This is a genomic window from Rhizobium sp. 10N414 (assembly GCF_056394785.1).
This window is the reverse complement of sequence record NZ_JBFTIN010000001.1, coordinates 145,652-166,410: the sequence shown is the minus strand read 5'-3', so window position 1 is coordinate 166,410 and position 20,759 is coordinate 145,652. Positions and strand designations below refer to the sequence as shown.

17 protein-coding genes, 1 tRNA gene and 1 pseudogene are annotated in these 20,759 nt (G+C 60.6%); 6 read left to right on the top strand and 13 right to left on the bottom strand.

Annotated elements, in window-relative coordinates; translation table 11 throughout:
• Positions 1-27 precede the first annotated feature (27 nt).
• The 5 genes from AC1DE4_RS00855 to AC1DE4_RS00835 form a co-directional block, all read right to left on the bottom strand.
• Positions 28-888 (bottom strand): SDR family oxidoreductase, encoded by an 861-nt coding sequence (locus AC1DE4_RS00855; protein WP_062373376.1) that lies wholly within the window; start codon positions 886-888, stop codon positions 28-30.
• Positions 889-977: 89 nt separating this feature from the next.
• The gene (locus AC1DE4_RS00850) at positions 978-1,958 is read right to left on the bottom strand and encodes an alpha/beta fold hydrolase (RefSeq protein WP_477879475.1); all 981 of its coding nucleotides are present in this window, start codon (positions 1,956-1,958) and stop codon (positions 978-980) included.
• Positions 1,959-2,256: 298 nt separating this feature from the next.
• Positions 2,257-2,907, bottom strand: coding sequence for a hypothetical protein (locus AC1DE4_RS00845; protein WP_477879473.1), 651 nt, complete (start codon positions 2,905-2,907; stop codon positions 2,257-2,259).
• A 91-nt stretch (positions 2,908-2,998) separates the two neighbouring features.
• Positions 2,999-3,415: a cupin domain-containing protein gene (locus tag AC1DE4_RS00840; RefSeq protein WP_477879471.1), complete on the bottom strand. Its 417-nt coding sequence runs from the start codon at positions 3,413-3,415 to the stop codon at positions 2,999-3,001.
• 77 nt (positions 3,416-3,492) lie between these two features.
• Complete coding sequence (locus AC1DE4_RS00835; protein WP_477879469.1) at positions 3,493-4,248, bottom strand: SDR family oxidoreductase; 756 nt, start codon at positions 4,246-4,248, stop codon at positions 3,493-3,495.
• 342 nt (positions 4,249-4,590) lie between these two features.
• Here AC1DE4_RS00835 and AC1DE4_RS00830 point away from each other — a divergent pair, with 342 nt between their 5' ends.
• A complete protein-coding gene (locus AC1DE4_RS00830; protein ID WP_477879467.1) occupies positions 4,591-5,046 on the top strand; it encodes a carboxymuconolactone decarboxylase family protein in 456 nt (151 codons plus the stop codon).
• Positions 5,047-5,126: 80 nt separating this feature from the next.
• Here the strand turns inward: AC1DE4_RS00830 and AC1DE4_RS00825 are convergent, their stop codons facing one another.
• The 7 genes and pseudogenes from AC1DE4_RS00825 to AC1DE4_RS00795 form a co-directional block, all read right to left on the bottom strand.
• The gene (locus AC1DE4_RS00825) at positions 5,127-7,862 is read right to left on the bottom strand and encodes a cation-transporting P-type ATPase (protein ID WP_477879465.1); all 2,736 of its coding nucleotides are present in this window, start codon (positions 7,860-7,862) and stop codon (positions 5,127-5,129) included.
• Positions 7,849-8,796, bottom strand: a complete 948-nt coding sequence (locus AC1DE4_RS00820) for a polyphosphate kinase 2 family protein (protein WP_477879463.1) — start codon at positions 8,794-8,796, stop codon at positions 7,849-7,851. The genes AC1DE4_RS00825 and AC1DE4_RS00820 overlap by 14 nt, the downstream gene beginning before the upstream one ends.
• 558 nt (positions 8,797-9,354) lie before the next feature.
• Positions 9,355-9,606: a hypothetical protein gene (locus AC1DE4_RS00815; RefSeq protein ID WP_477879461.1), complete on the bottom strand. Its 252-nt coding sequence runs from the start codon at positions 9,604-9,606 to the stop codon at positions 9,355-9,357.
• A gap of 1,018 nt (positions 9,607-10,624) precedes the next feature.
• Positions 10,625-10,840, bottom strand: a complete 216-nt coding sequence (locus AC1DE4_RS00810) for a hypothetical protein (protein WP_018857635.1) — start codon at positions 10,838-10,840, stop codon at positions 10,625-10,627.
• Between the two features lie 359 nt (positions 10,841-11,199).
• Positions 11,200-11,354, bottom strand: a pseudogene (locus tag AC1DE4_RS00805) (SOS response-associated peptidase); the annotation flags it as partial.
• Positions 11,355-11,620: 266 nt separating this feature from the next.
• A tRNA-Thr gene (locus tag AC1DE4_RS00800) sits at positions 11,621-11,696 on the bottom strand.
• 128 nt (positions 11,697-11,824) lie between these two features.
• On the bottom strand, positions 11,825-12,784 hold the full coding sequence (locus tag AC1DE4_RS00795) for an NAD(P)H-dependent flavin oxidoreductase (protein ID WP_112665862.1): 960 nt from the start codon (positions 12,782-12,784) through the stop codon (positions 11,825-11,827).
• Between the two features lie 254 nt (positions 12,785-13,038).
• On the opposite strand from AC1DE4_RS00795, the gene AC1DE4_RS00790 reads away from it, so the two are divergent.
• Positions 13,039-14,226: a hypothetical protein gene (locus tag AC1DE4_RS00790; protein ID WP_169679094.1), complete on the top strand. Its 1,188-nt coding sequence runs from the start codon at positions 13,039-13,041 to the stop codon at positions 14,224-14,226.
• Position 14,227: 1 nt separating this feature from the next.
• Here the strand turns inward: AC1DE4_RS00790 and ppk2 are convergent, their stop codons facing one another.
• Entirely contained in the window at positions 14,228-15,109 is an 882-nt protein-coding gene (gene ppk2, locus AC1DE4_RS00785) for a polyphosphate kinase 2 (RefSeq protein ID WP_169679090.1), read from the bottom strand.
• Positions 15,110-15,345: 236 nt separating this feature from the next.
• On the opposite strand from ppk2, the gene phoR reads away from it, so the two are divergent.
• The 4 genes from phoR (at position 15,346) to pstA (ending at position 20,754) form a co-directional block, all read left to right on the top strand.
• On the top strand, positions 15,346-16,572 hold the full coding sequence (gene phoR, locus AC1DE4_RS00780) for a phosphate regulon sensor histidine kinase PhoR (RefSeq protein WP_477879820.1): 1,227 nt from the start codon (positions 15,346-15,348) through the stop codon (positions 16,570-16,572).
• Positions 16,573-16,770: 198 nt separating this feature from the next.
• Positions 16,771-17,805 carry a substrate-binding domain-containing protein gene (locus AC1DE4_RS00775; RefSeq protein ID WP_025658808.1) on the top strand — a complete coding sequence of 345 codons (1,035 nt, stop codon included), beginning with the start codon at positions 16,771-16,773 and terminating at the stop codon, positions 17,803-17,805.
• 148 nt (positions 17,806-17,953) lie between these two features.
• On the top strand, positions 17,954-19,435 hold the full coding sequence (gene pstC, locus AC1DE4_RS00770; protein ID WP_477879458.1) for a phosphate ABC transporter permease subunit PstC: 1,482 nt from the start codon (positions 17,954-17,956) through the stop codon (positions 19,433-19,435).
• Positions 19,432-20,754 carry a phosphate ABC transporter permease PstA gene (gene pstA / locus AC1DE4_RS00765; protein WP_018857628.1) on the top strand — a complete coding sequence of 441 codons (1,323 nt, stop codon included), beginning with the start codon at positions 19,432-19,434 and terminating at the stop codon, positions 20,752-20,754. The genes pstC and pstA overlap by 4 nt, the downstream gene beginning before the upstream one ends.
• Positions 20,755-20,759: the final 5 nt, after the last annotated feature.

The window sequence follows — 20,759 nt, the reverse complement described above, 5'->3', positions numbered from 1 at the left end:
ATCGAAAACCCTGTAACGGTTCCTGTCTCAGTCCAGAAGTGGGAGGGGAGTGGTCGGCTCGTCGAAGTCCGTCGACCGGCTGATCTTGTCCCAATAGAGAGCGGCTGCGGATCGAACCGCATCGCTTTGGGCAATCCGTCCCAGGGCATCGCTTCCGAGGACGAGTTGTTCAGGCAGATCATCCTGGCGCGAAAGATCGAAGATGACGACGGCCACCTTGTCGGGGTCGCCGGGCTCGGTGCCGGCATAGCCCTCGGTCATCCTCATGATCGCGCCGATGGTCGGTTCGTATTCCCGCAGCAGCGGCGGGACGTGGCCACGGGCAACCCGCGTCCAGTTCGTGCGGATGCTGCCAGGTTCGATGGCGATGGCCTTGACGCCGAACGGCTTGACCTCCTTGGCGAGCGAAGCGGTGAAACCGCTCACCGCCCATTTGGCGGCAGTATAGGCGGTCGATCCGGGACTGCCGAAGCGCGCCGAGCTGGACGAAATATTGATGATATGCCCTGATTTTTGCCGGCGCATCACGGGGAGCGCCGCGCGCGTCAGATTGACCACACCGTAGAAATTGGTGTCGATCTCCGCCTTGAAATCATCTTCCGAGACCTGTTCGAAGGGACTGAGATGCGCGTAACCGGCATTGTTCAGCAGCACGTCGAGGCGACCGAACCGTTCCATCGCGGTGTCGACTGCTCCGCGTGCTGCTGGCGCATCCGTCACATCGAGTTCGATGAGTTCCACCTGCTTGCCGTAGCGGCGCACAAGGTTGAGAAGGCGGTCGACGTTTCGGGCCGTCGCGACGAGGTTTTCGCCGCGCGCGAGCACGAGTTCGGCCGTGCTCAGGCCGATCCCGCTGACGCTGCCGGTTATGAGCCAGGTCTTCGACATGTTGGATTTCCTTAAAGGGCGATGATGGAAAGGGCTTGAATGGAAACGGCGCGGCCTTGCCGCGCCACCGATCGTCCAAGTTACGAGCGTCAGGCCTTGAGGAAGGCGAGCAGGTCGGCGTTGACCTGGTCCTGATGTGTGGCGGTGATGCCGTGCGGCGCGCCGGGATAGTAGATGTCCTTGGCGCCCTTGATCAGCCGGGCGGACTTGACGGCGGAATCCTTGACCGGAACGATCTGGTCATCCTCCCCGTGCAGGACGAGCGTCGGCACGTCGAACTTCTTCAGGTCTTCGGTGAAGTCGGTTTCCGAGAATGCCTTGACGCATTCATAGGCGTTCAGCAGGCCGGCCTGCATGCTCCAGAGCCAGAACTGGTCGAGTGTGCCCTGGGAGACGTTTGAGCCCGGTCGATTGGCGCCATAAAATTGCGGGGCAAGGTCGCGGTAGAATTGCGAGCGATCCTTGACGAGGCCGGCGCGGATCGCGTCGAACGCTTCGATCGGCAGGCCTTCCGGATTGGCCTCTGATTTCACCATGACCGGCGGCACGGCGGCGATGAGCACAGCCTTGGCGACACGCTTCGTGCCGTGCCGGCCGATATAGCGGGCGACTTCGCCGCCGCCGGTGGAGTGGCCGACCAGCGTCACGTCCTTGAGGTCAAGCGCCTCGATCAGGGCGGCCAGATCGTCGGCGTATCCGTTCATGTCGTTTCCGGATGTCGGCTGGCTGGATCGTCCGTGGCCGCGGCGATCGTGCGCCACGACGCGGAAGCCGTGCTGGGCGAGAAAGAGCATCTGGCCGTCCCAGGCGTCGGAGTTCAACGGCCAGCCATGCGAGAAGGTGACGACTGGACCGGTGCCCCAATCCTTGTAGTAGATTTCCGTGCCGTCCTTGGTGGTGATCGTTCTCATGGCTTGCTTTCCGTGGTTGCTGGTGGCGGGGAGAGGCTGCTTCGACGTCTTTGCGGAGGCAACCGCCGGCAAGCCCACGGCGATCCCGGCGGTGAGGCTGCCGAGCAGGGCGTCGCGACGTGAGACACTGACAGTCGATGGGTTTGAAATATCGCGCATTTTCTATCCTTCGCGGTGATTGACATGCGACAGAGGATGGCGACCGGCGGCCCGGAAAACCATTGGGCGGAAGCATCTGGGGACTGTGCGAAAGTCTAGGTGACCGCATCGAACGATTAGGGCGGTTGCTCGCACCGAGGCGTTCACGACGCAAAACACGCGCTGATGAAGCGCGCGTTTTCTTGCTTGTCTATGTGCGGTGTGGGTTACCGATAGGGGGCCTGCGATGTAGTGGTGAGTGCAGGCCCTTGCAGCTCTTCCTGTTCGAAGTGCACGTCCATCGCATCGAACATGGCGATCATTCATCGAAGGGCGCATTTGCCACCAGATCGACCGAGGAGGTCGGCACTTTATAGCCAGGAACCAGGCGCTCCCCGAAATCCCGCGCGAAGTTGTCGTAAGTCGTTTCCGGCTGTGTCGCGGCGATGTGGCAAAAGCACAGGGTCATCTGCCGCTTCATCCCAAGCCGCGGAAATTCGGCGACGATCGCCTTCATCTCAGCCGAGGGAATGGAACTGTATTGCAGGCCGACGACGTCGAGGCAGATGCCGGCGGTGCAGAGTGCGACCTCGGCTTCCTTGTGGAGGCCGATCGACGGCGTCGAGTTGAGCGCGACGCAATCCCAGATCTGTTGGGCGCGATACTTGTCGAGCCCGGCTTCCGTCGCAAATCCGCGCGCCAGATCCGCGGCCTCCACCTCGAAGCGCCGCGGCCCCGCAAATCTCTCGTTCAGCGTTATGTCATGCAGCAGCGTGCCGACGGCCAAGACTTCCGCGTCGTGCTCGATGGCATGAAGCTGCCCGATCCGCTCGGCAAACAGCCAGGAGCGGACAACGTGGTTGAAGAGATAGGGCTCGCATGCCATTCGCGCATGCTCAAGCGCGCGATCGACGATCGGCGTCTGGGGGACCGAAATTCCGGCAAGTGTTCGCATTGCTGTCGCGCTCATGGGTCCAAGCCTTGTTGATCTGAGTCTCTCGAAATATCGGCGGGTGAGGGCTGCGATGTCAGGCATTGGCGGGACATCGCAGAGGTTTGTCTCACTTGTCGTCGATCGTTATGTTCTTCTCGTCGGTATCGACGACGAAGACCGCAAGCAGGCGCGCCGGCTCGGTCTTGCTTGCATTCTCGCTGACGGCGTGGTGATCGCCCGGAAACTCCGAGAAGCTTTCGCCGGCATGGTAGGTCGTGACCGCGCCGCTATTGACCTGACTGCGGATTGCGCCTTCGAGGACCGTTGCATAGATGAAGGCTGAGTTCGGATGCGTGTGGGCAGGCGAGGTGCCGCCCGGCGCATACTCGACCAGCACGCCCTTCATGCTCTTGCCGGGCACGTTGGGAAGCTTCTGGTCGTAAACGATGGTGACTTTCGCGTCACCGGAGGAAGTGTCATGCGCGACGGCGGCGCCGCCGAGGACGGCCGTCAATGCGGTTGCCGCCATAAAGGTCCGGAACATGCTGGTTCTCCTGTCGTGATTGTGCATGGAAGGGACAGCCTGGGTCTTGCCGGATGCGCCGCGCCCCTCCGAAGGGGTTACGTTCTCGGCTGGTAGTGGCTGAGCCAGTCCTGGAAGCTGACGCGGCCAAGCCGGGCGTCGCCGATCGGCACGAGCGAGCCCTCGGCGAGCTCGGTGCCGAAATAAGGCGCATGCGGATCAGCGACGACCTGGCGGGAATCGCCGGTCGACTTCAGGAACTGCGCCGCGATCTCGTTGAGGCGAAATTTCTCCGGACCGGCAATCTCGATGATGCCATTCAGGGGTCTACCGAGGGCCACGTCGGCCATGGCGTCGGCGACATCCTCCGACGAGATCGGCTGCACATAGGCGGAGGACAGATGCACCGTCTGGTCGACCGTGCCTGACTGCACGATGCCCGGAATGAATTCCAGGAACTGCGTCGAATGCACGATCGTGTAGGGAATGCCAGAAGCACGGATCAGCGCTTCCTGGGCCATCTTGGCGCGCATGTAGCCGCTGCCCTCGAGCCGCTCCACGCCGACAATGGAAAGGGCGATATGATGTTCGACGCCTGCCACGACGGCTGCCTTGAGGAGGTTACGTCCCGCGGTCTGAAAGAATTCCATCACCGCCTTGTCCTCGAACGAGGGCGAATTGGCGAGGTCGATCACCACCTTCGCGCCAGCCAGCGCGTCGTCCAGGCCCTTGCCGGTCAGAGTGTCGACACCCGTATTTGGGGATGCTGCGAGGACGTCGTGGCCCTTTTTCCGCAGCCGTTCGACGGTCTTCGAGCCGATCAGTCCGGTGCCGCCAATGACAACGATTTTCATGCCTAGTCTCCTTCTTGGGTCATGTGCCCGGATCTTGATTGAAACCCGCCAGTGTCAGCATTCCGTGTGTGGGATCAGCGAAAGCCACGCCCGGATGCGGCTCCGATGGCGGGACAATGCGTTGGATCCCCGTCTTGAACCATTCTACCGGGGACGCGCTCATCTCCTGCCGAAGTATAGGAAGGGGTGTCCCGAACGGTGGAAGGCCTGATCGATCGGTGGGCGTCTGCTGAATTCCGCGTTAGGCCGGGCGCATCGACCGGCCAGATGGATGATCCACGATGTCGGGGATACCTCCTGTCCGGGCGCAACGTCCCGATCACTCATGTCACGGAGAGCATGATGACCAAGCGTTTGAACATACTGGCCAGGAAGAACGGAGGCATAGAAGGCCTCGTTGCCGTGGAGGCGTGGATTGCCAAGAGCTTCGATCCCAAGCTGATGGAGCTCGTCAAGGTGCGCGTGTCCCAGATAAACGGATGCGCCAATTGCCTGCACATGCATCGCCAGGACGCGTTGAAGCTGGGCGAGACAGAAGAGCGGATGCTCTTGTTAAACACCTGGCATGAATCGGAGCTCTATACGGATCGCGAACGGGCGGCACTGACATGGGCCGAGGCGCTGACCAATGTCGCTGAAGGCCATGCGCCGGATTCGGATTATGAGGTCGCGCAAAACGCCTTCTCGAAGGATGAACTCGTGGCGCTCTCGATCGGCATCGCAATGATCAATGCCTGGAACCGCCTGGCAATCGGCTTTCGGCTGCAGCATCCAGCGGATCGCAAGCGCGCCGCCTGACCCAAGCGTTCGCCGGGCAAATCCGTTCGCCCGGCGACTGCGGCGTCCGCGCCGCCATGCAACCCAACTTCTTGTGCGCGTTACCGACGGGTCGCTGCGTCTTTCAACGCGGGCGTAGAGCGAATGACGAGTTTTTCGATCTCCACGACGAGGAAGAAGGCGAGCCCGCCCAAGATGAGCCAGAGCCAGACTGAAGGGGGCAAGGCCTCGGTGTCGAACACGGCGTGGAGCGGCGGTGCATAAGTGAAGAGGATCTGCAGCACCACGACCGTGGCTAGGCCGTACCAAAGATAGGGATTGTCCAGATGGGCACGCACGGACAAAGACGAATCGAGCAGGTAACGGCTGTTGAAAAGGTAGTAGACCTGCCCGAGCGTGATCGCGTTGACGGCAGCCGTGCGCGCCATCTGGTCCGAAGCGCCTTGCCCCTTCATCCAGAAGAAGACCACCAGCGTATAAAGGACAAGCGCCGCGCCCACGAAGAGAATGCGCCAGATCCCGAAACCGGTGACGATCGGCCGGTCGATCGAGCGGGGAGGGCGCGTCATCACGTCCGCCTCATGGGGCTCGAACGAAATGACAAGACCGAGCGCGACCGACGTGACCATGTTCACCCACAGCACCTGCGGCGCCGTGATCGGCAGCGTGAAGGCGAACAGAATTGCGATCGCGATCACCGCGCCCTGGGCGATATTGGTGGGCAGCAGGAAGAGCATCGCCTTCTCGATGTTGTTGTAGACCGTGCGGCCTTCCTTTACGGCCGCCGAGATCGAGGCGAAATTGTCGTCGGCGAGGATCATCTCCGCGGCCTCTTTCGTCACCTCCGTGCCCTTGATGCCCATCGCCACTCCAATATCGGCCTTCTTCAGCGCCGGCGCATCGTTGACGCCGTCTCCGGTCATGGCGACGATCTGACGATTGGCTTGGATTGCCTTCACGAGCCTGAGCTTGTGCTCGGGGCTGGCGCGGGCGAAGACATCGACGTCGCGCACGCATTCCTGCAGCGCCGCATCGTTCATCGCCTCGATCTCAGTGCCCGCCACGGCCGTCTTCCCGTCGCCGATGCCGAGCATCTTCGCGATTGCCGCCGCGGTGATCTTGTGGTCGCCCGTGATCATTGTCACCCGGATACCGCCGCCATGACATTCCTGCACGGCATCGATCGCCTCCTTGCGGGGTGGATCCATGAGGCCCACGAAGCCCAGTAACACCAGGGTCTTCGGCAGATCCGCCGGCCCGAGGCTGCCGGCGCGGAGATCCGGGTTCGGCAGCCATGCCAGGCCCAAGACGCGCTCCCCCTGCGCAGCCAGCCGGTCACCTTCCCGAACAAACCAGTCACGATCGAGCGGCTCCGGACCGGTCGCGGCCTGCTGCCGGTCGCAATGATCGAGGATCACCTCAGGGGCGCCCTTGACCAAAAGCATTTCGCCGTCGGCCGAACGATTGAGGGTTGCCATGAATTTGTGCTCCGACTCGAAGGGGATCGCATCGATACGGGGCGCGGCTGCCTCCTCCGCGGCACGCTCGATGCCAACCTTTGTGGCGAAGGGATAGAGTGCGCCCTCGGTCGGGTCTCCCTCCACTTTCCACTTTCCAACCTCATCGAAGAGTTCGGCATCGTTGCACAGCACGGAGACGCGGCCCATCAGCGTGAGCACGTCCGGCAAAGCACCGACCGGCTTGCCGCCGGTCTTGATCTCGCCTTCGGGCGCATAGCCGTCGCCGCTGACCTCATAGGCCGCATCCGCCGTCACGACGGAGGCCACCATCATTTCCATCAGGGTCAGCGTTCCGGTCTTGTCCGAGCAGATGCGCGAGACGGACCCCAGCGTTTCGACCGCCGGCAGACGGCGGATGATCGCGTTGCGCTGGGCCATGCGCTGCACGCCGATGGCGAGCGTTATCGTGATCAGCGCGGGCAGACCTTCAGGGATCATCGACACCGCGATGCCGACAATCGCCTGGAATAGCTCGACAAAGGACATATGTCCGAGCCAGTGGCCCCAGGAGAAGAGCAACACGCTGATGATGCCGATGGCCGCCGTGATGACGTAGCCGAATTTCTTGATCTGGCGCAGCAGCGGCGTCTCAAGAGCACTGACGTCCGCGAGCATCTGGTTGATGCGGCCGAGTTCCGTCTGGCTGCCGGTCGCGATAACGATGCCGGTCGCCCGGCCCGAAACCACCATGGTCCCGGAAAACGCCATGTTTCCCCGGTCGCCGACGGTTGCCTTGTCGGGTACCAGGGCCGTGGTCTTTTCTGCCGGGACAGATTCGCCCGTGAGGGCTGCCTCCTCCGTGCGCAGGTTCTTGGCATCGATGAGGCGCATGTCCGCCGGGATCTTGTCGCCCGATTCCAGGAGGACGATGTCGCCTGGAACAAGTTCTGTAGCCGAAATGAGGCGCGTCGCTCCGCCTCGCAGAACGCGCGCCTCCGCCGACAGCATGTCGCGGATTGCGTCGAGCGCTTTTTCCGCCCGTCCCTCCTGCAGGAAGCCCAAGAGCGAATTCAGAATGACGACGGCAAAGATGATCGAGGCGTCGAGCCACAGGTTAAGCATCAGTTTGATGAAGCCGGCCGCGAGGAGGACATAGATGAGAATATTGTTGAACTGGGCGAGAAACCGCATCAGCGGCCCCTTCTTCCTGCCCTGCGGCAGGCGGTTCGGCCCGTAAGCCCCCAGCCTCTCGGCGGCCTCGTCGGCATCGAGGCCGCGCCCGGGATCCGTGCGAAGCTGGCTTTCCACCTGTTCCGCCGGCATCGCATGCCACGACACCGGATCCGTACCCAAAGCCGAGGTGTCATCCGCTCTCATTTTTGTTCCTCCTGGTGCTTTTAGCCCCCGTCGAGCCTTCCGCTTCGAGCTCTTGGCGCGCCCCCGCTAGATCCTTCATCTGCTTCGACGTGACTTTGGGATATTCGAGGTCGAGCTTCTCCACCGCCTCCACAATCGCGGCCGCGACGACGAGGCGCGTGAACCATTTGGTGTCGGCGGGCACGACGAACCACGGCGCCCCCTCGGAGGCCGTGGCGCGGATCGCGTCGTCATAGGCCTGCATGTAGTCATCCCAGTATCGTCGCTCGCGAACATCGGACGCGGAGAACTTCCAGTGCTTTTCGGGCTTGTCGAGGCGGCGCATGAACCGTTTTTTCTGTTCCTCGTATGAGACGTTCAGATAGAACTTGAGGATGACCACGCCTTGGCGCGTCAGATAGTCTTCAAAGCGCGCGATGTCGGCGAGCCGCTCTTCCCACAGATTTTTGCCGACAAGGTTTGGCGGGATCTTTTGCGCTTCGAGCAGTTCCTGGTGCACGCGCACCACAAGCACCTCCTCGTAATAAGAGCGGTTGAAGATGCCAATTCGCCCGCGCTCCGGAACGGCCTTGGCATGGCGCCATAGGAAATCGTGGGAGATCTCCTTGTCCGAGGGTTGCTTGAACGAGATGACATCGCATCCCTGCGGATTGACCCGCGACATGACGTGCTTAATCGTACCGTCCTTTCCCGCCGCGTCCATCGCCTGGAACACAAGCAGCAGGGACCAGGAATCCTGCGCATAGAGAATATCCTGTTCCATCGCGAGCCATTCCGAACCGCGATCGAGAAGTTGCGCCGCTTCCTGCTTGCCCATCTTGAGCCCCAGCGTATCGCCGGGATCGAAGTCCCGCAGGCGAAAATCCTTGCCGTTGGTGACACGAAACGGATCCGTGTATTTCTTCACGGCGTCTACGATTTCTTTCCGAGCCATTGACGCTTCTCCGGAAGAACGATCGTTACAGGAGAAGAAGGCTCGCGCTTGCAACCAATGTCAATCGGGGAGCGTCGCCACACGTTGTCGCTGAACGGAAACATGGTGCTGTGTGGGGCTTGGCGACCCAACGACATTTTTTCGGATCACTACCGCGGTCCCCTATTCCAGGCCGGCATACAATTGATTTGTCTGAGAGAAATGGTGCCGCTTACGCTCGAAGCGATGCTCAGAGCGGTGGCCCATGTCCATTGGTCGGAAGGATCGGCCACGGGCTACGCGGTGCTCTTGTTGGCCCTGTTTCCTGCGTTACCTTGAGTGGGTGTGGAATTGCCGGCTACCGCGAGCTTATCGTTGAGAGAGTTCGTGGAGAGTGACTTCTCCTCGATTTGCTGTTGCTGGCGCTGCTTTTGGTCCTGCCCCGCTGCCGCTGATCCACCTGCTGCTGTCTCGGGTAGTTGTCGCGTGAGTGATTGGACATGTGACCATCCCTCCGGTTCACCGTCGGCAGAATACGGCAGGTGTTAGAACCTCGCTGGGCTTTGATCGCCAGCGACGTCAGTAATGACAGTTTGAAGGGGCGCCGGGTTTAAACCCATGGTCACAGACCGGGTTCATCGGGCGCTTGCGGTCCATCATTCGGGGAGTAAGAAAGCGATTGGTCGGCTGCGTGGTGGGCGCGGCGTTTTGGTTGCTCACGGCCTTCGGGTCGGGTTGCTTTGAAGCAGCCGATGAAACAGGGGCGGCCGTACCTGGCGCGAAGGTCGAAAGACATGCGGCTGTCGTTGCAGCCATGAGAGTGCGGTTCATTGGCATTCTCCCTCGGATTGCGGTTGTCAGCAACGGCGACCACCACATACACGCAGTTAGGCCGCTATAAACGGACCACCCATAGTGCCAGCGGTGTATGAACTGATGATGTCAGACCGAGCGGCATGGGAGGTTCCGCGAAGGGGCCATCCAGCCAGCCACGGAAACCTCCTGGCCGCTCCATGGGAGGCGCCAGCGACTTTACAGCAACCACTAATATTAGTCAGCAGAAAAATGCACGCCGTCGGATCTCTCAAAGGAGTTGACGTCTCATCCTCCAAACACCCACGCTCCCAGCATCCAGAAGGCTATCCAGATCAAGGCTAAAGCGCCGACGACGAGGAGGAAGGCGAATATCATGCTGGGGATCTCGAAGCGGTTCACGGCTCTTCCTCACTGCGTATTGCCCGAACAGCATTTCCCCGCCATTCGCTCCACACACGGAGCACTTCAACCGAGGTTGGATCTCATCAATATACGCCTGCCTCAATCGATCCGGCAGGCCTGTTTCTGTCGAATGGTCGCTGTGTCCCGCAGCCATGGCACTTTACCTGAATATCGACGTGGTACGGGGCGTAGTGGAGAGATCCGGGGTTCTATCCCCCTGGAAACGAGTCACGGCATCATGGTCGATTTCGATGACAGCTCGGACAAGAGCATTGAGGGCGCGCGGTCGAAGCAAATTCGCCTTGAGCCCCAACCGCACACCCCATTGCTCTGGAGGGGCTGGGTCCTGGCTCCAAAAGCAACGTGCCGGAAGCTAAGAGTTCAGGGTTAATTTAGTATTTAGGAATGACTAATATTAAAGAAAAGGGCCCCACTGCTGGTTCGACACTCAGCGAAGACCCTGGGGCCGTGCTGGTGGGCTGCCATAAACCTCAGGGCCACCGCCGAGCAACCCGCCGGTGTACGCTCCCACGGGTAACACGATTATCATACGCCCGCCGCGGGACGGTTGCCAGTTGATCTTCGGTCAGCCGACGTCGTCCGCGAACTTAATGCTTTGCAGGGTAGCGGGTCATTCCGAGTGTTTGCCGCGATATGTGGTCGGCGGAGGAAGCGCCTCGTGAGCTTGAGCAAGCGTTTCGAGCCACGAGGCCAAGCCAGCTGGAACTTCAGCGTTCCCGGCCTCCAGCGCTTCCACCCATGAAAGGTCGCATTGCAGGGCCGATGCCAGATTGATCGGCGTCCACCGGATATGAAGAAGGCATTCCGTGAAACGGGCAGGGGTCATTGCTCACATCCTCGTAAAGCACCGACAAACATGGCCTATGATGTACTGCCAGTTCGGCAGGTCAACCATATCTTCAGCCTCCTCGATTTGGCCGTGCGTCAACCTCCGCCGTCACTGCCGTAGGAGTCGTCCTTCACGCACCTCAGAAACTTGTTTCAATTATTTCCGGGATCGCTAATGTTCCCGCATGGCAAACCGAACGGTGCGGCTTAAACAGGGCGCAGCGGGGACCGAGCATCCTGTACAGGACGAAATCTCGAATGCCAGAGGGAGAGAAGCTTAGCTCTTCGGAGGCAACGCCTGAGCTTCTCTCCCGATCCTGCGGCTTCGGCCCAGCTATGCCGCCCATTTGAGGCCAGCTAGACCATTGTTGGTTCTGGATCTGGATCTGGATCAATCTCGTCAAGGCGTCGGGCGTGTCGTTCCTCGGCAAGCCGACCTTTCTGCCGACGGGCCACATCTTCATGACTCCGGCCGGAAAGGGCTTCATAAGGTCGACGGGATCGGGTTCCGGCGGTGCGGGGATCGGCGGGCAAGCCGATTTGCTCGGCCTCAACCTCCGTGAGCTGTGCCCAAGTCTTTGCGTCTTCGAGGCGGCTGTATGTCTTGGAGAGTGGGGCGCAGCCCTGAACGCGGACCTGCACCTGATACTTTCCATTGCGCCTACGGATGGTCGCCATTGCAAAACCTCATGCTGTGACCGTGGTGTGACAGTGATGAATTGCAACGGGCTTGGTGGAGCGCGACCCTTGATAACTATTTGATTTATCAAGGAAAGAATGGTGCCGCTTACGTGACTCGAACACGTGACCCCATCATTACGAATGATGTGCTCTACCGACTGAGCTAAAGCGGCAATCCCTGCGGCCGAACCATGCGGCCCGCGATTTGCATGGGCTGATACAGGCATTGTTTGAAGATTTCAAGCGCCCTGTCGGCTCTTCGGCAAAAAAGAACGGTGCTGTGGAAATCCGCCGCCGATCTCTAGAGTGACAGCCGCGTCCGGGCAGCCGCATATTCGGCTTCCAGCCGGTCGACGAGCTTGCCGACTGGTTCGATCGCCTTGATGACGCCGATGCCTTGTCCGCTGCCCCAAATGTCCTTCCATGCCTTGGCACCGCCGACGGCCTGTTCGAAATCCATTTTCGAGGGATCGGCGACCGGCAGATTGTCGGGGTCGAGGCCGACGGCCTTCACCGACGGTTTGAGATAATTGCCATGCACGCCGGTGAAGTAGTTGGAATAGACGATGTCGTTCGCCATGCCGTCGACAATCGCCTGCTTGTAGGCGTCTGAGGCGCGGGCCTCTTCGGTCGCGATGAAGGGCGTGCCGATATAGGCCATGTCGGCGCCCATCGCTTGCGCCGCGAGGATGGCACCGCCATTGGCTATCGCGCCGGCAAGCAGCAGCGGCCCGTCGAACCATTCGCGGATTTCCTGGACAAGCGCGAACGGCGAAAGCGTGCCGGCATGGCCGCCGGCACCGGCTGCGACGGCAATCAGCCCGTCCGCGCCCTTGCGGATGGCTGAGTTCGCATGGCGATTGTTGATGACGTCGTGAAGCACGATGCCGCCGTAGGAGTGCACCGCGGCGTTCACTTCCGGCACGGCGCCGAGTGACGAGATGACAACCGGCACCTTATATTTGACGCAGAGCCTCAGATCGTGCTCCAGCCGCTTGTTCGACATATGGACGATCTGGTTGACGGCAAACGGAGCCGCTGGCCGTTCGGGGTTCGCGGCGTTGTGCGCGGCGAGATCCTCGGTGATAATGGCGAGCCATTCGTCGAGCTGGCTTTCCGGCCGCGCATTCAGGGCCGGGAAGGCGCCAACGATCCCAGCCTTGCACTGCGCCAGCGTCAGTGCCGGGTGCGAAATGATGAAGAGCGGGGAGGCGACGACCGGCAATCTGAGATTCTGGGTCAGGATCGGAGGCAGGGCCATGGGACACCGTAGGAATTGACGTTTACGAAAACGTCAATGTGATAGCAGAGACTTTGACAGAGGAAAAGTGCGCTCTATCGATTCCTCAAATATCGGCTATTGTTGCAAGGACATAGGACGGTCAGGGTCTCCTGCGTTATCCCCTGCCGATGCGAACCCGGACACCGGGTGAGGCTTGCGATTTGCGGCGGCAGCGGCTACCGCATTTACGAATTGTTAAGTACAAAGCCCAGTCTCAGAGTAAAGGACCGGACGTGAGCGGATTAGAAACGGCTATCAAAACGGCGCTCAGCAATGCCGATCGCGACAATCCCGAAGTCCGTGCAAAGATTTATCAGTCCGCGCGTCAGGCTCTTGAAGCCGGTCTCCGCAAGCAGGACATCACCGAGACGGAAGCGGTCGCCTATCATCGCCACAGGCTCGAAACGACGATCCATATGATCGAAGCGGAGGAGCGCGAACGCCTTCATCCGCGCCAGGGGCCGCCGGAAGTTGCTGTTCCCCCCGTGGTGGAAGTACCAAGGCCGGCTGATCATGTGGCAGAGGAAGAAGTCGCGAACGTTTCGATTGGCGGCGAAACCCGTGAGCATTCGGTTACCGACCCACGCTTCGACGATGAATCCAGCCTCGCCGGCGTCCATGCCGGGAGCGGCAATCATCTTGGCGCCGAGCCGGTCGCTGAATCGCCAGCGGCGGAGCGAAAGCCCACGCAGATGGATTTCCGGCCGGAGCGCGCCGCGGTTCGACGCAAGCCGCGCAAGTTTTTCTCCCGACTGCTTGTCGCCTGCGTGCTCCTTGCCTTCATCGGCATGGGTGCGTGGTGGGTATACACCTCGGGCGTGCTTAAGACCGCTGCGGAACGAGATACAAGCGTTGCCAATCCGCCGGCGAGCACTCAGCCGGAAGACTTCGACGGCGCGGACAACAGTGGCGACAGCGGTGCCGCAGGCGGCAATGCGGCGCCGGTTGCGATCGACCCGCAGAACTCCTTCTCCGCCGACTGGATTGAGGTTTTCAAGCCGTCCAATGCGGACAAGATCAAGACCGGTGCACGGGCGGAAATTCAGAATGTTGCGGAAAACGAGGGCACCGCGGTCCGCCTGATCTCGCAGAGCAACGACAGCGACGGCAATATCAGCATCAGCGTTCCCGCCGATGTCCTTCAGCAGTTGGCCGGCAAGTCCTCGACGATTGCAATCACGCTGCAATCGACGTCCGACGAACCAACTCAGGTTACGGTGGAATGCGATTTCCAGTCGCTCGGCGACTGCGCCCGTCACCGTTTCTCGGTCACCCGGCAGAAGTCGGATGTGCTTCTCCAGGTCCGCTTCGATCGCTCGCTGGCGCCGAACGCCGCCGGACGTCTGATCATCAACAGCGATGTCGACGGCAAGGCGCGCGGCATCAACCTCTACGCTATCCGAATCCTGCCGGGGCAATAGGCTATTTCAGGAAATGCGGACCCGAGCCGATGATCTTGTCATCGAGTTTGCCGATGGCATCCTTGTCCTTGCCGTCATAATCCATCGTCTTCAGCATGTGCCGGATCAGGTTTAGCCGGGCGCGACGCTTGTCATTGGCACGAATGACCGTCCAGGGCGCGAATTCCGTATGTGTCTCTTTCAGCATCCGGTCGCGTTTCTCGCTGTAGTCGCCCCATTTCGTCAGCGCTGCGATGTCCATCGACGACAGTTTCCAGACCTTGAGCGGGTCGTGGCGCCGATCGTGGAACCGCTTCAGTTGCATCTCGCGGCCGATATCGAGATAGAACTTGAAGAAGAAGATACCCTCGTGCGCGATGACCTTCTCAAGCTGAGGCGCCTGGTTCAGGAAATCTTCGTATTGCTTGTGCGTGCAGAAGCCCATGACGGGCTCGACGCCGGCACGATTGTACCAGGACCGGTCGAAGAGTACGAACTCGCCCGCGGTCGGGAATTGCGCGACATAGCGCTGGAAATACCATTGCCCGGCCTCACGATCGGTGGGCTTGGCCAATGCGACCGCCCGGGCAAGGCGGGGATTCATGTGCGCCGATGAGGCGGAAATCGCGCCGCCCTTGCCCGCCGCATCCCGTCCCTCGAAAAGCGCCATGACCCGCTTGCCGGTGGCCTGCAGCCAGAACTGCACCTTGACCAACTCGATTTGCAGCTTTTTGAGTTCTTCAAGGTATTGTTCTTCCTTGAGGTGTTTGTCGTATGGATAGCCGCCGGATTCCAAAGCCGCCTTGTCAACCCAGTCCGGCAGCACGGCATTGTCGACATCAAAGACGCGCTTCTCTCCGCGGATGTCCAGTTCGACGGCTCTGCTTTCGACATCATCGGCCATGGCTTCTTCTCCGGTGAACTTCGTCGCATACAGGCGACCATATTTCCTGTTGAAAATCAAATGTCTTGCGGATCGTGGAAATTTCTGTGTGTTCGCACCAAAGCCTTTCCGCGTGTCGTGTGCAGGCGAAAACTTCTGTCATGAATCACGGCTATCAGGCAGAGTTTGAAGATAAGAGTACGAGCCGAAACCGCGAGGGGCAGTTGGAAGACAAAGCGCCATGGACACGAAGCCTGATTGCACGCATTCGGCAGGAGCGTCCCGTCCTGCTCGTGGCTCTGCTGATTGCCCTGATTGCTCTGGCTGCAGGCGCAAACAAGTGGGTCGTGCTCGGTCTTCTGTTGCTAATGATCATCACGGCGTTGTGGCACGCGGTTCCGGCCGCCCTCCCGAAAGTCCAGCTGGAACCAGTTCCCGAGACTATCAAAGCGCCCGGCAACCGCTTGGCCCAGGTTGCCGCGACGCTTGCCGCGCTCGACATCCCCGTCATGGTGCTTTCCGGTGATGCCTCGGTGCTTTACCAGAACCGCGCGGCCGAAAAGGCTTTCGGCGAGGCCGCCATTGGTGCGCATATTTCCGCTCGCCTGCGCTCGCCTGGCATCCTCGACATGGTCGGCGAAACGATTGCAACCAACGCGCCGAACCAGATCGAGCACTCCGAACGCCTGCCATCCGAGCGCGTTTACATCGTCCGCAGCGCCCCCGTGGAGTTTGACGAACAGCAGCCGGCTGATGAGCGTTTCTTCGTGCTTTCCTTCCGGGACATTTCCGAGGTTCGCCGCATCGACCGCATGCGCTCCGATTTCGTCGCCAATGCCAGCCACGAGTTGCGCACGCCACTCGCGTCCCTGCGCGGCTTCATAGAGACTATCCAGGGTCCGGCGAAGAATGACGGCAAGGCGCAGGAGCGCTTTCTCGGCATCATGCTGGATCAGGCCACTCGTATGAGCCGTCTTGTCGACGACCTCCTGTCCTTGTCGCGGCTGGAACTCAAGTCACATATCGCCCCGGATCAGAAGGTCGATCTCGTTCCACTTCTCGGCCATGTGAGGGACTCGCTGGCACCGCTCGCAAACGATGTCGGCGTTGAGATCGTGCTGCATCTTCCGCTGCGCAAGGCAGAGGTGCTTGGCGATCGCGACGAACTGGTCCAGGTTTTTGAAAACCTGATGGAAAATGCCTGCAAATATGGGCAGGAGGGCAAGACCGTCGATGTGTTCCTGAAGAATGCGCCGGGCGAGCCGGTGGAGGTCACGGTTGTCGACAAGGGACCGGGAATTCCGGCCGAGCATGTGCCGCGACTGACCGAGCGTTTCTACCGTGTGAGCATCGAGGACAGCCGCTCGAAGAAAGGCACGGGGTTGGGCCTTGCCATCGTCAAGCATATCCTGACGCGGCACCGCGCGCGCTTGATCGTCAAGTCGGAAGTCGGCAAGGGAACGAGCTTCACCGTGCGGTTTTGACATAAAACTGCGATCAATCGTGCGGGATCGCATTCTTTGTATAATGATTTCATATATTTAATCTGTCACAAATGTTTCGTGAAAATGACATAAAAGCTCCGGGCATCAGGGGCTAAAGAGAGCGGGCCGCTGATGAAGACGGCACTGCAAAGGCCGCTCGAGGCCGCACTCAGACCGCTATATGCCCGGGAGATTGTTATGAACGCTTTTAAACTCACGGTCGCAGCACTTGCCGCTTCCGCCGCTTTCGCTGGCGCGGCCGTTGCTCGCGACCAGGTTCAGGTTGCTGGCTCGTCCACCGTCCTGCCTTACGCCAAGATCGTAGCCGAAACCTTCGGCGAAACCTTCAAGGACTTCAAGACGCCGGTCGTTGAATCCGGCGGCACGGGCGCTGGCCTCAAGGAATTCTGCAAGGGCGTCGGCCCGGACACCATCGACGTTGCCAACGCTTCGCGTCCGATCAACGCCAAGGAACTGGACGCCTGCAAGGCAGCCGGCGTGACCGACATCCAGGAAGTGAAGATCGGCTATGACGGCATCGTCTTCGCGACCGACTCGTCAAACCCTGATGTCGCCTACGTCCCGGCCGACATCTATAAGGCTCTGGCTGCCCAGGTCGTTGTTGACGGCAAGCTCGTCGCCAACCCTTACAAGAAGTGGTCGGAAGTCAACCCGGCACTCCCGGCTGTTGACATTGCTGCCTACATCCCGGGCGAAAAGCACGGCACCCGCGAAGTCTTCGAACAGAACGTTCTTGCTGCTGGCTGCAAGGCTTCCGGCGCTCTCGACGTCATCAAGGCTTCGATCTCTGACGCCGCCGCTCAGACCAAGGCTTGCGTCGCAGTCCGTAAGGACGGCGCTGCTGTCGACATCGACGGTGACTATCCGGAAACGCTGGCACGCATCGCTGCCAACAAGACCGGCGTTGGCGTCTTCGGCCTTTCCTTCTATGAAAACAACGCCGACAAGCTGAAGGTTGCGACCGTCAACGGTATCGTTCCGTCGACCGAAACCATCTCCGACGGCACGTACCCGGTTTCCCGTCCGCTGTTCTTCTACGTCAAGAAGGCACACCTCGGCGTCATCCCGGGCCTGAAGGAATACGTCAACTTCTTCGTATCCGAACAGATGATCGGACCGGACAGCCCGCTCGTCGAGTACGGCCTCGTTGCCGCTCCGGACGGTGAGCGCGACGCGATCCGCAAGGGCGTTGAAGACGGCAAGACTATGTAAGGACTTTGCCGGCGCGATCACCAGATCGCGCCGGCTTTGCCTTGTTCCGCCAAGTCGGGACGGGGTCTGAACTTCTGCAAGTTTGAGAGCCGGATCGGTCCGCCTGCCGTTTCCGCTTTTGGGGTCAAAGGGCCTGGGACCTAAACGAATGGGTACATCCATCATACTCTTGTGTCTCGTGGTGCTTGGCGCCGTTGCTTTCATCGCAGCGCGCAGCCGTGCTACGGCACTTGCCGGGGGCAAGTCCTCCGCGCTGCATTCGCGACCGGGCTACTATGGCGCCTATGCCGCCATCTGGGCGGTGCTGCCGGCACTTATCGTGCTGTGCGCCTGGCTGCTGATCAGCCCTTCGATCATTGAGTCTTCTGTCCGTGGCACTTTCCCGGATGACGTCAAGGCGCAGCCGGCCGCGCAGCAGAACCTGAATTACGGGATGGTCAGCGCGATTGCGCGCGGCTTGCCGCTCCTCACCCCGGAGGAGATCAGCGGTGCTGCCAGCGATCCGGCTGGCCTCCAGGCAAAGCTTGCTGCAAAGGGCGTTCCGCTGGCCGGCCAGCCGCAGCCATACATGATCGACGCAGCGCAAAAGCTGAACGAAGAATCGGCTTCCAGCCGCCTCGTCATGACGGCGGTCGTCCTCATCCTTGCCGTTGCCGGCGCATTCTATGCGCTTCGTGAAGTCGCTCCGCGATTCCGTGCACGCAACCGCGTCGAACGTGTCATGCTTTGGGGCCTGCTCCTGGCGTCCTCGATCGCCATCCTGACGACGATCGGTATCGTTCTGTCAATGCTGACGGAAGCCGCGCATTTCTTCGCGGTCGTTCCTGCTGCAGACTTCTTCTTCGGTACGGTCTGGGATCCGCGCTTTGCTGGTGCCGGCGGCTCGTCCTTCGGGCAATTCGGCCTGATACCGCTGCTGCTAGGCACGCTTTACATCGGCTTCGTTGCGATGCTGGTGGCGGTGCCTGTCGGCCTGTTCGCGGCGATCTACATGGCGGAATACGCGGCCCCCGCGGTGCGATCGATCGCAAAGCCGCTGCTCGAAGTGCTCGCTGGTATTCCGACGATTGTTTACGGCTTTTTCGCCCTCGTCACGGTCGGCCCCTTCCTCCGCGACCTGTCTTCGCAGGTAAACGGCCTCCTTACCGGCAATTATGCGAACTTTATTCAGGCGCAGAGCGTTCTGACAGCGGGTATCGTCATGGGCATCATGCTGATCCCATACGTTTCGTCGCTCTCCGACGATATCATCACCGCTGTGCCGCGTGCGCTCCGCGATGGTTCGCTCGGTCTCGGTGCGACGCGTTCGGAGACAATCAAGAAGGTGGTGCTTCCCGCGGCGCTGCCCGGCATCGTCGGCGCGCTTCTGATGACTGCATCGCGCGCCATCGGCGAAACCATGATCGTAGTGCTGGCGGCGGGTGTCGCAGCGCGCATCCAGGTCAACCCGTTCGAGCCAATGACGACAGTCACTGTCAAGATAGTCAATCAGCTCACTGGTGATCTGGAGTTCACCTCGCCGCAGACGCTGGTTGCCTTCGCGCTTGGTATCACGCTGTTCTTCATCACGCTTTGCCTCAACATCTACGCGCTCTATATCGTGCGCAAATACCGGGAGCAGTACGAATGACGGATATTGTTTCTCCGGGTCAGGGCGTTGTCGTTTCGAAGGCGCCTGAACGTCGCGACATCGGCCTCAAGCGCCGCTATGCCGCCGAGCGCCGGTTCCGCATCTATGGCATCGCTGCGATCTCCTTTGGCTTGATCTTCCTGGCGGTTTTGCTGACGAGCGTCGTCAGCAAGGGCTACACGGCCTTCCTGCAGACGGCGATCACGCTGCCGATCGAGTTCAGCGAGAAAACCATCGACCCGAACAACAAGCGCGCAACGGATCCGTCCGTGCTGATCGCGGCCAATTATTCGGTTCTCATCCGCGACGCGATGGTCAAGACGCTGAACCTCAATGCATCGAGCCGTCCCGAGGTGCGTGACGCGACCGCTATGATCTCCAAGGGCGCGCCGATCCAGCTGCGCGACATGGTCGTTGCCGATCCGTCGCTCATCGGCAGGACAGTCAACATCACCCTGCTTGCAGACGCCAACGTTGACTCCGCCAACAAGGGTCAGATTGACCTCAAGGTCGACGAGAAGAACCGCAAGGTGAACGACAGGCAGGTTGGCTGGATGAACCAGCTGGCGGAAACCGGTGCGCTGCACAAGAAATTCAACACCGGGCTCTTCGTCAACGGCAACTCCAGCCGTCCCGAGGCCGCCGGTCTTGGTGTCGCCCTGGTTGGCTCGCTTTATCTGATGTTGATCGTGCTCGTCCTTTCCCTGCCGATCGGCGTTGCCGCTTCGATTTACCTCGAGGAATTTGCACCGAAGAACAAGCTGACGGACCTGATCGAGGTCAACATCAACAACCTCGCGGCGGTTCCCTCCATCGTCTACGGTCTGCTCGGTCTTGCTGTTTTCATCAACTTCGCCGGCTTGCCGCGTTCAGCGTCGCTGGTTGGTGGTCTGGTACTGACCCTGATGACCTTGCCCACGATCATCATCGCGACCCGCGCAGCGCTTCGCGCCGTCCCGCCATCGATCCGCTCGGCCGCGCTCGGCCTCGGCGCCTCCAAGATGCAGATGGTCTTCCACCACGTCCTGCCGCTTGCGATGCCCGGCATCCTGACCGGCACGATTATCGGTCTGGCGCACGCGCTCGGGGAGACGGCGCCGCTGCTTTTGATCGGCATGGTCGCTTTCGTCGCGAATGCTCCGGCGACGCCCATGGAGCCTTCGACGGCCCTGCCGGTGCAGGTCTACATGTGGGCCAATGAAGCCGAGCGCGCCTTCGTCGAGCGGACCTCCGGCGCCATTATCGTCCTGCTCCTATTCCTGATCCTCATGAACCTCGGAGCCATCCTCTTGCGTCGTCGCTTTGAGCGCCGCTGGTAAACGGA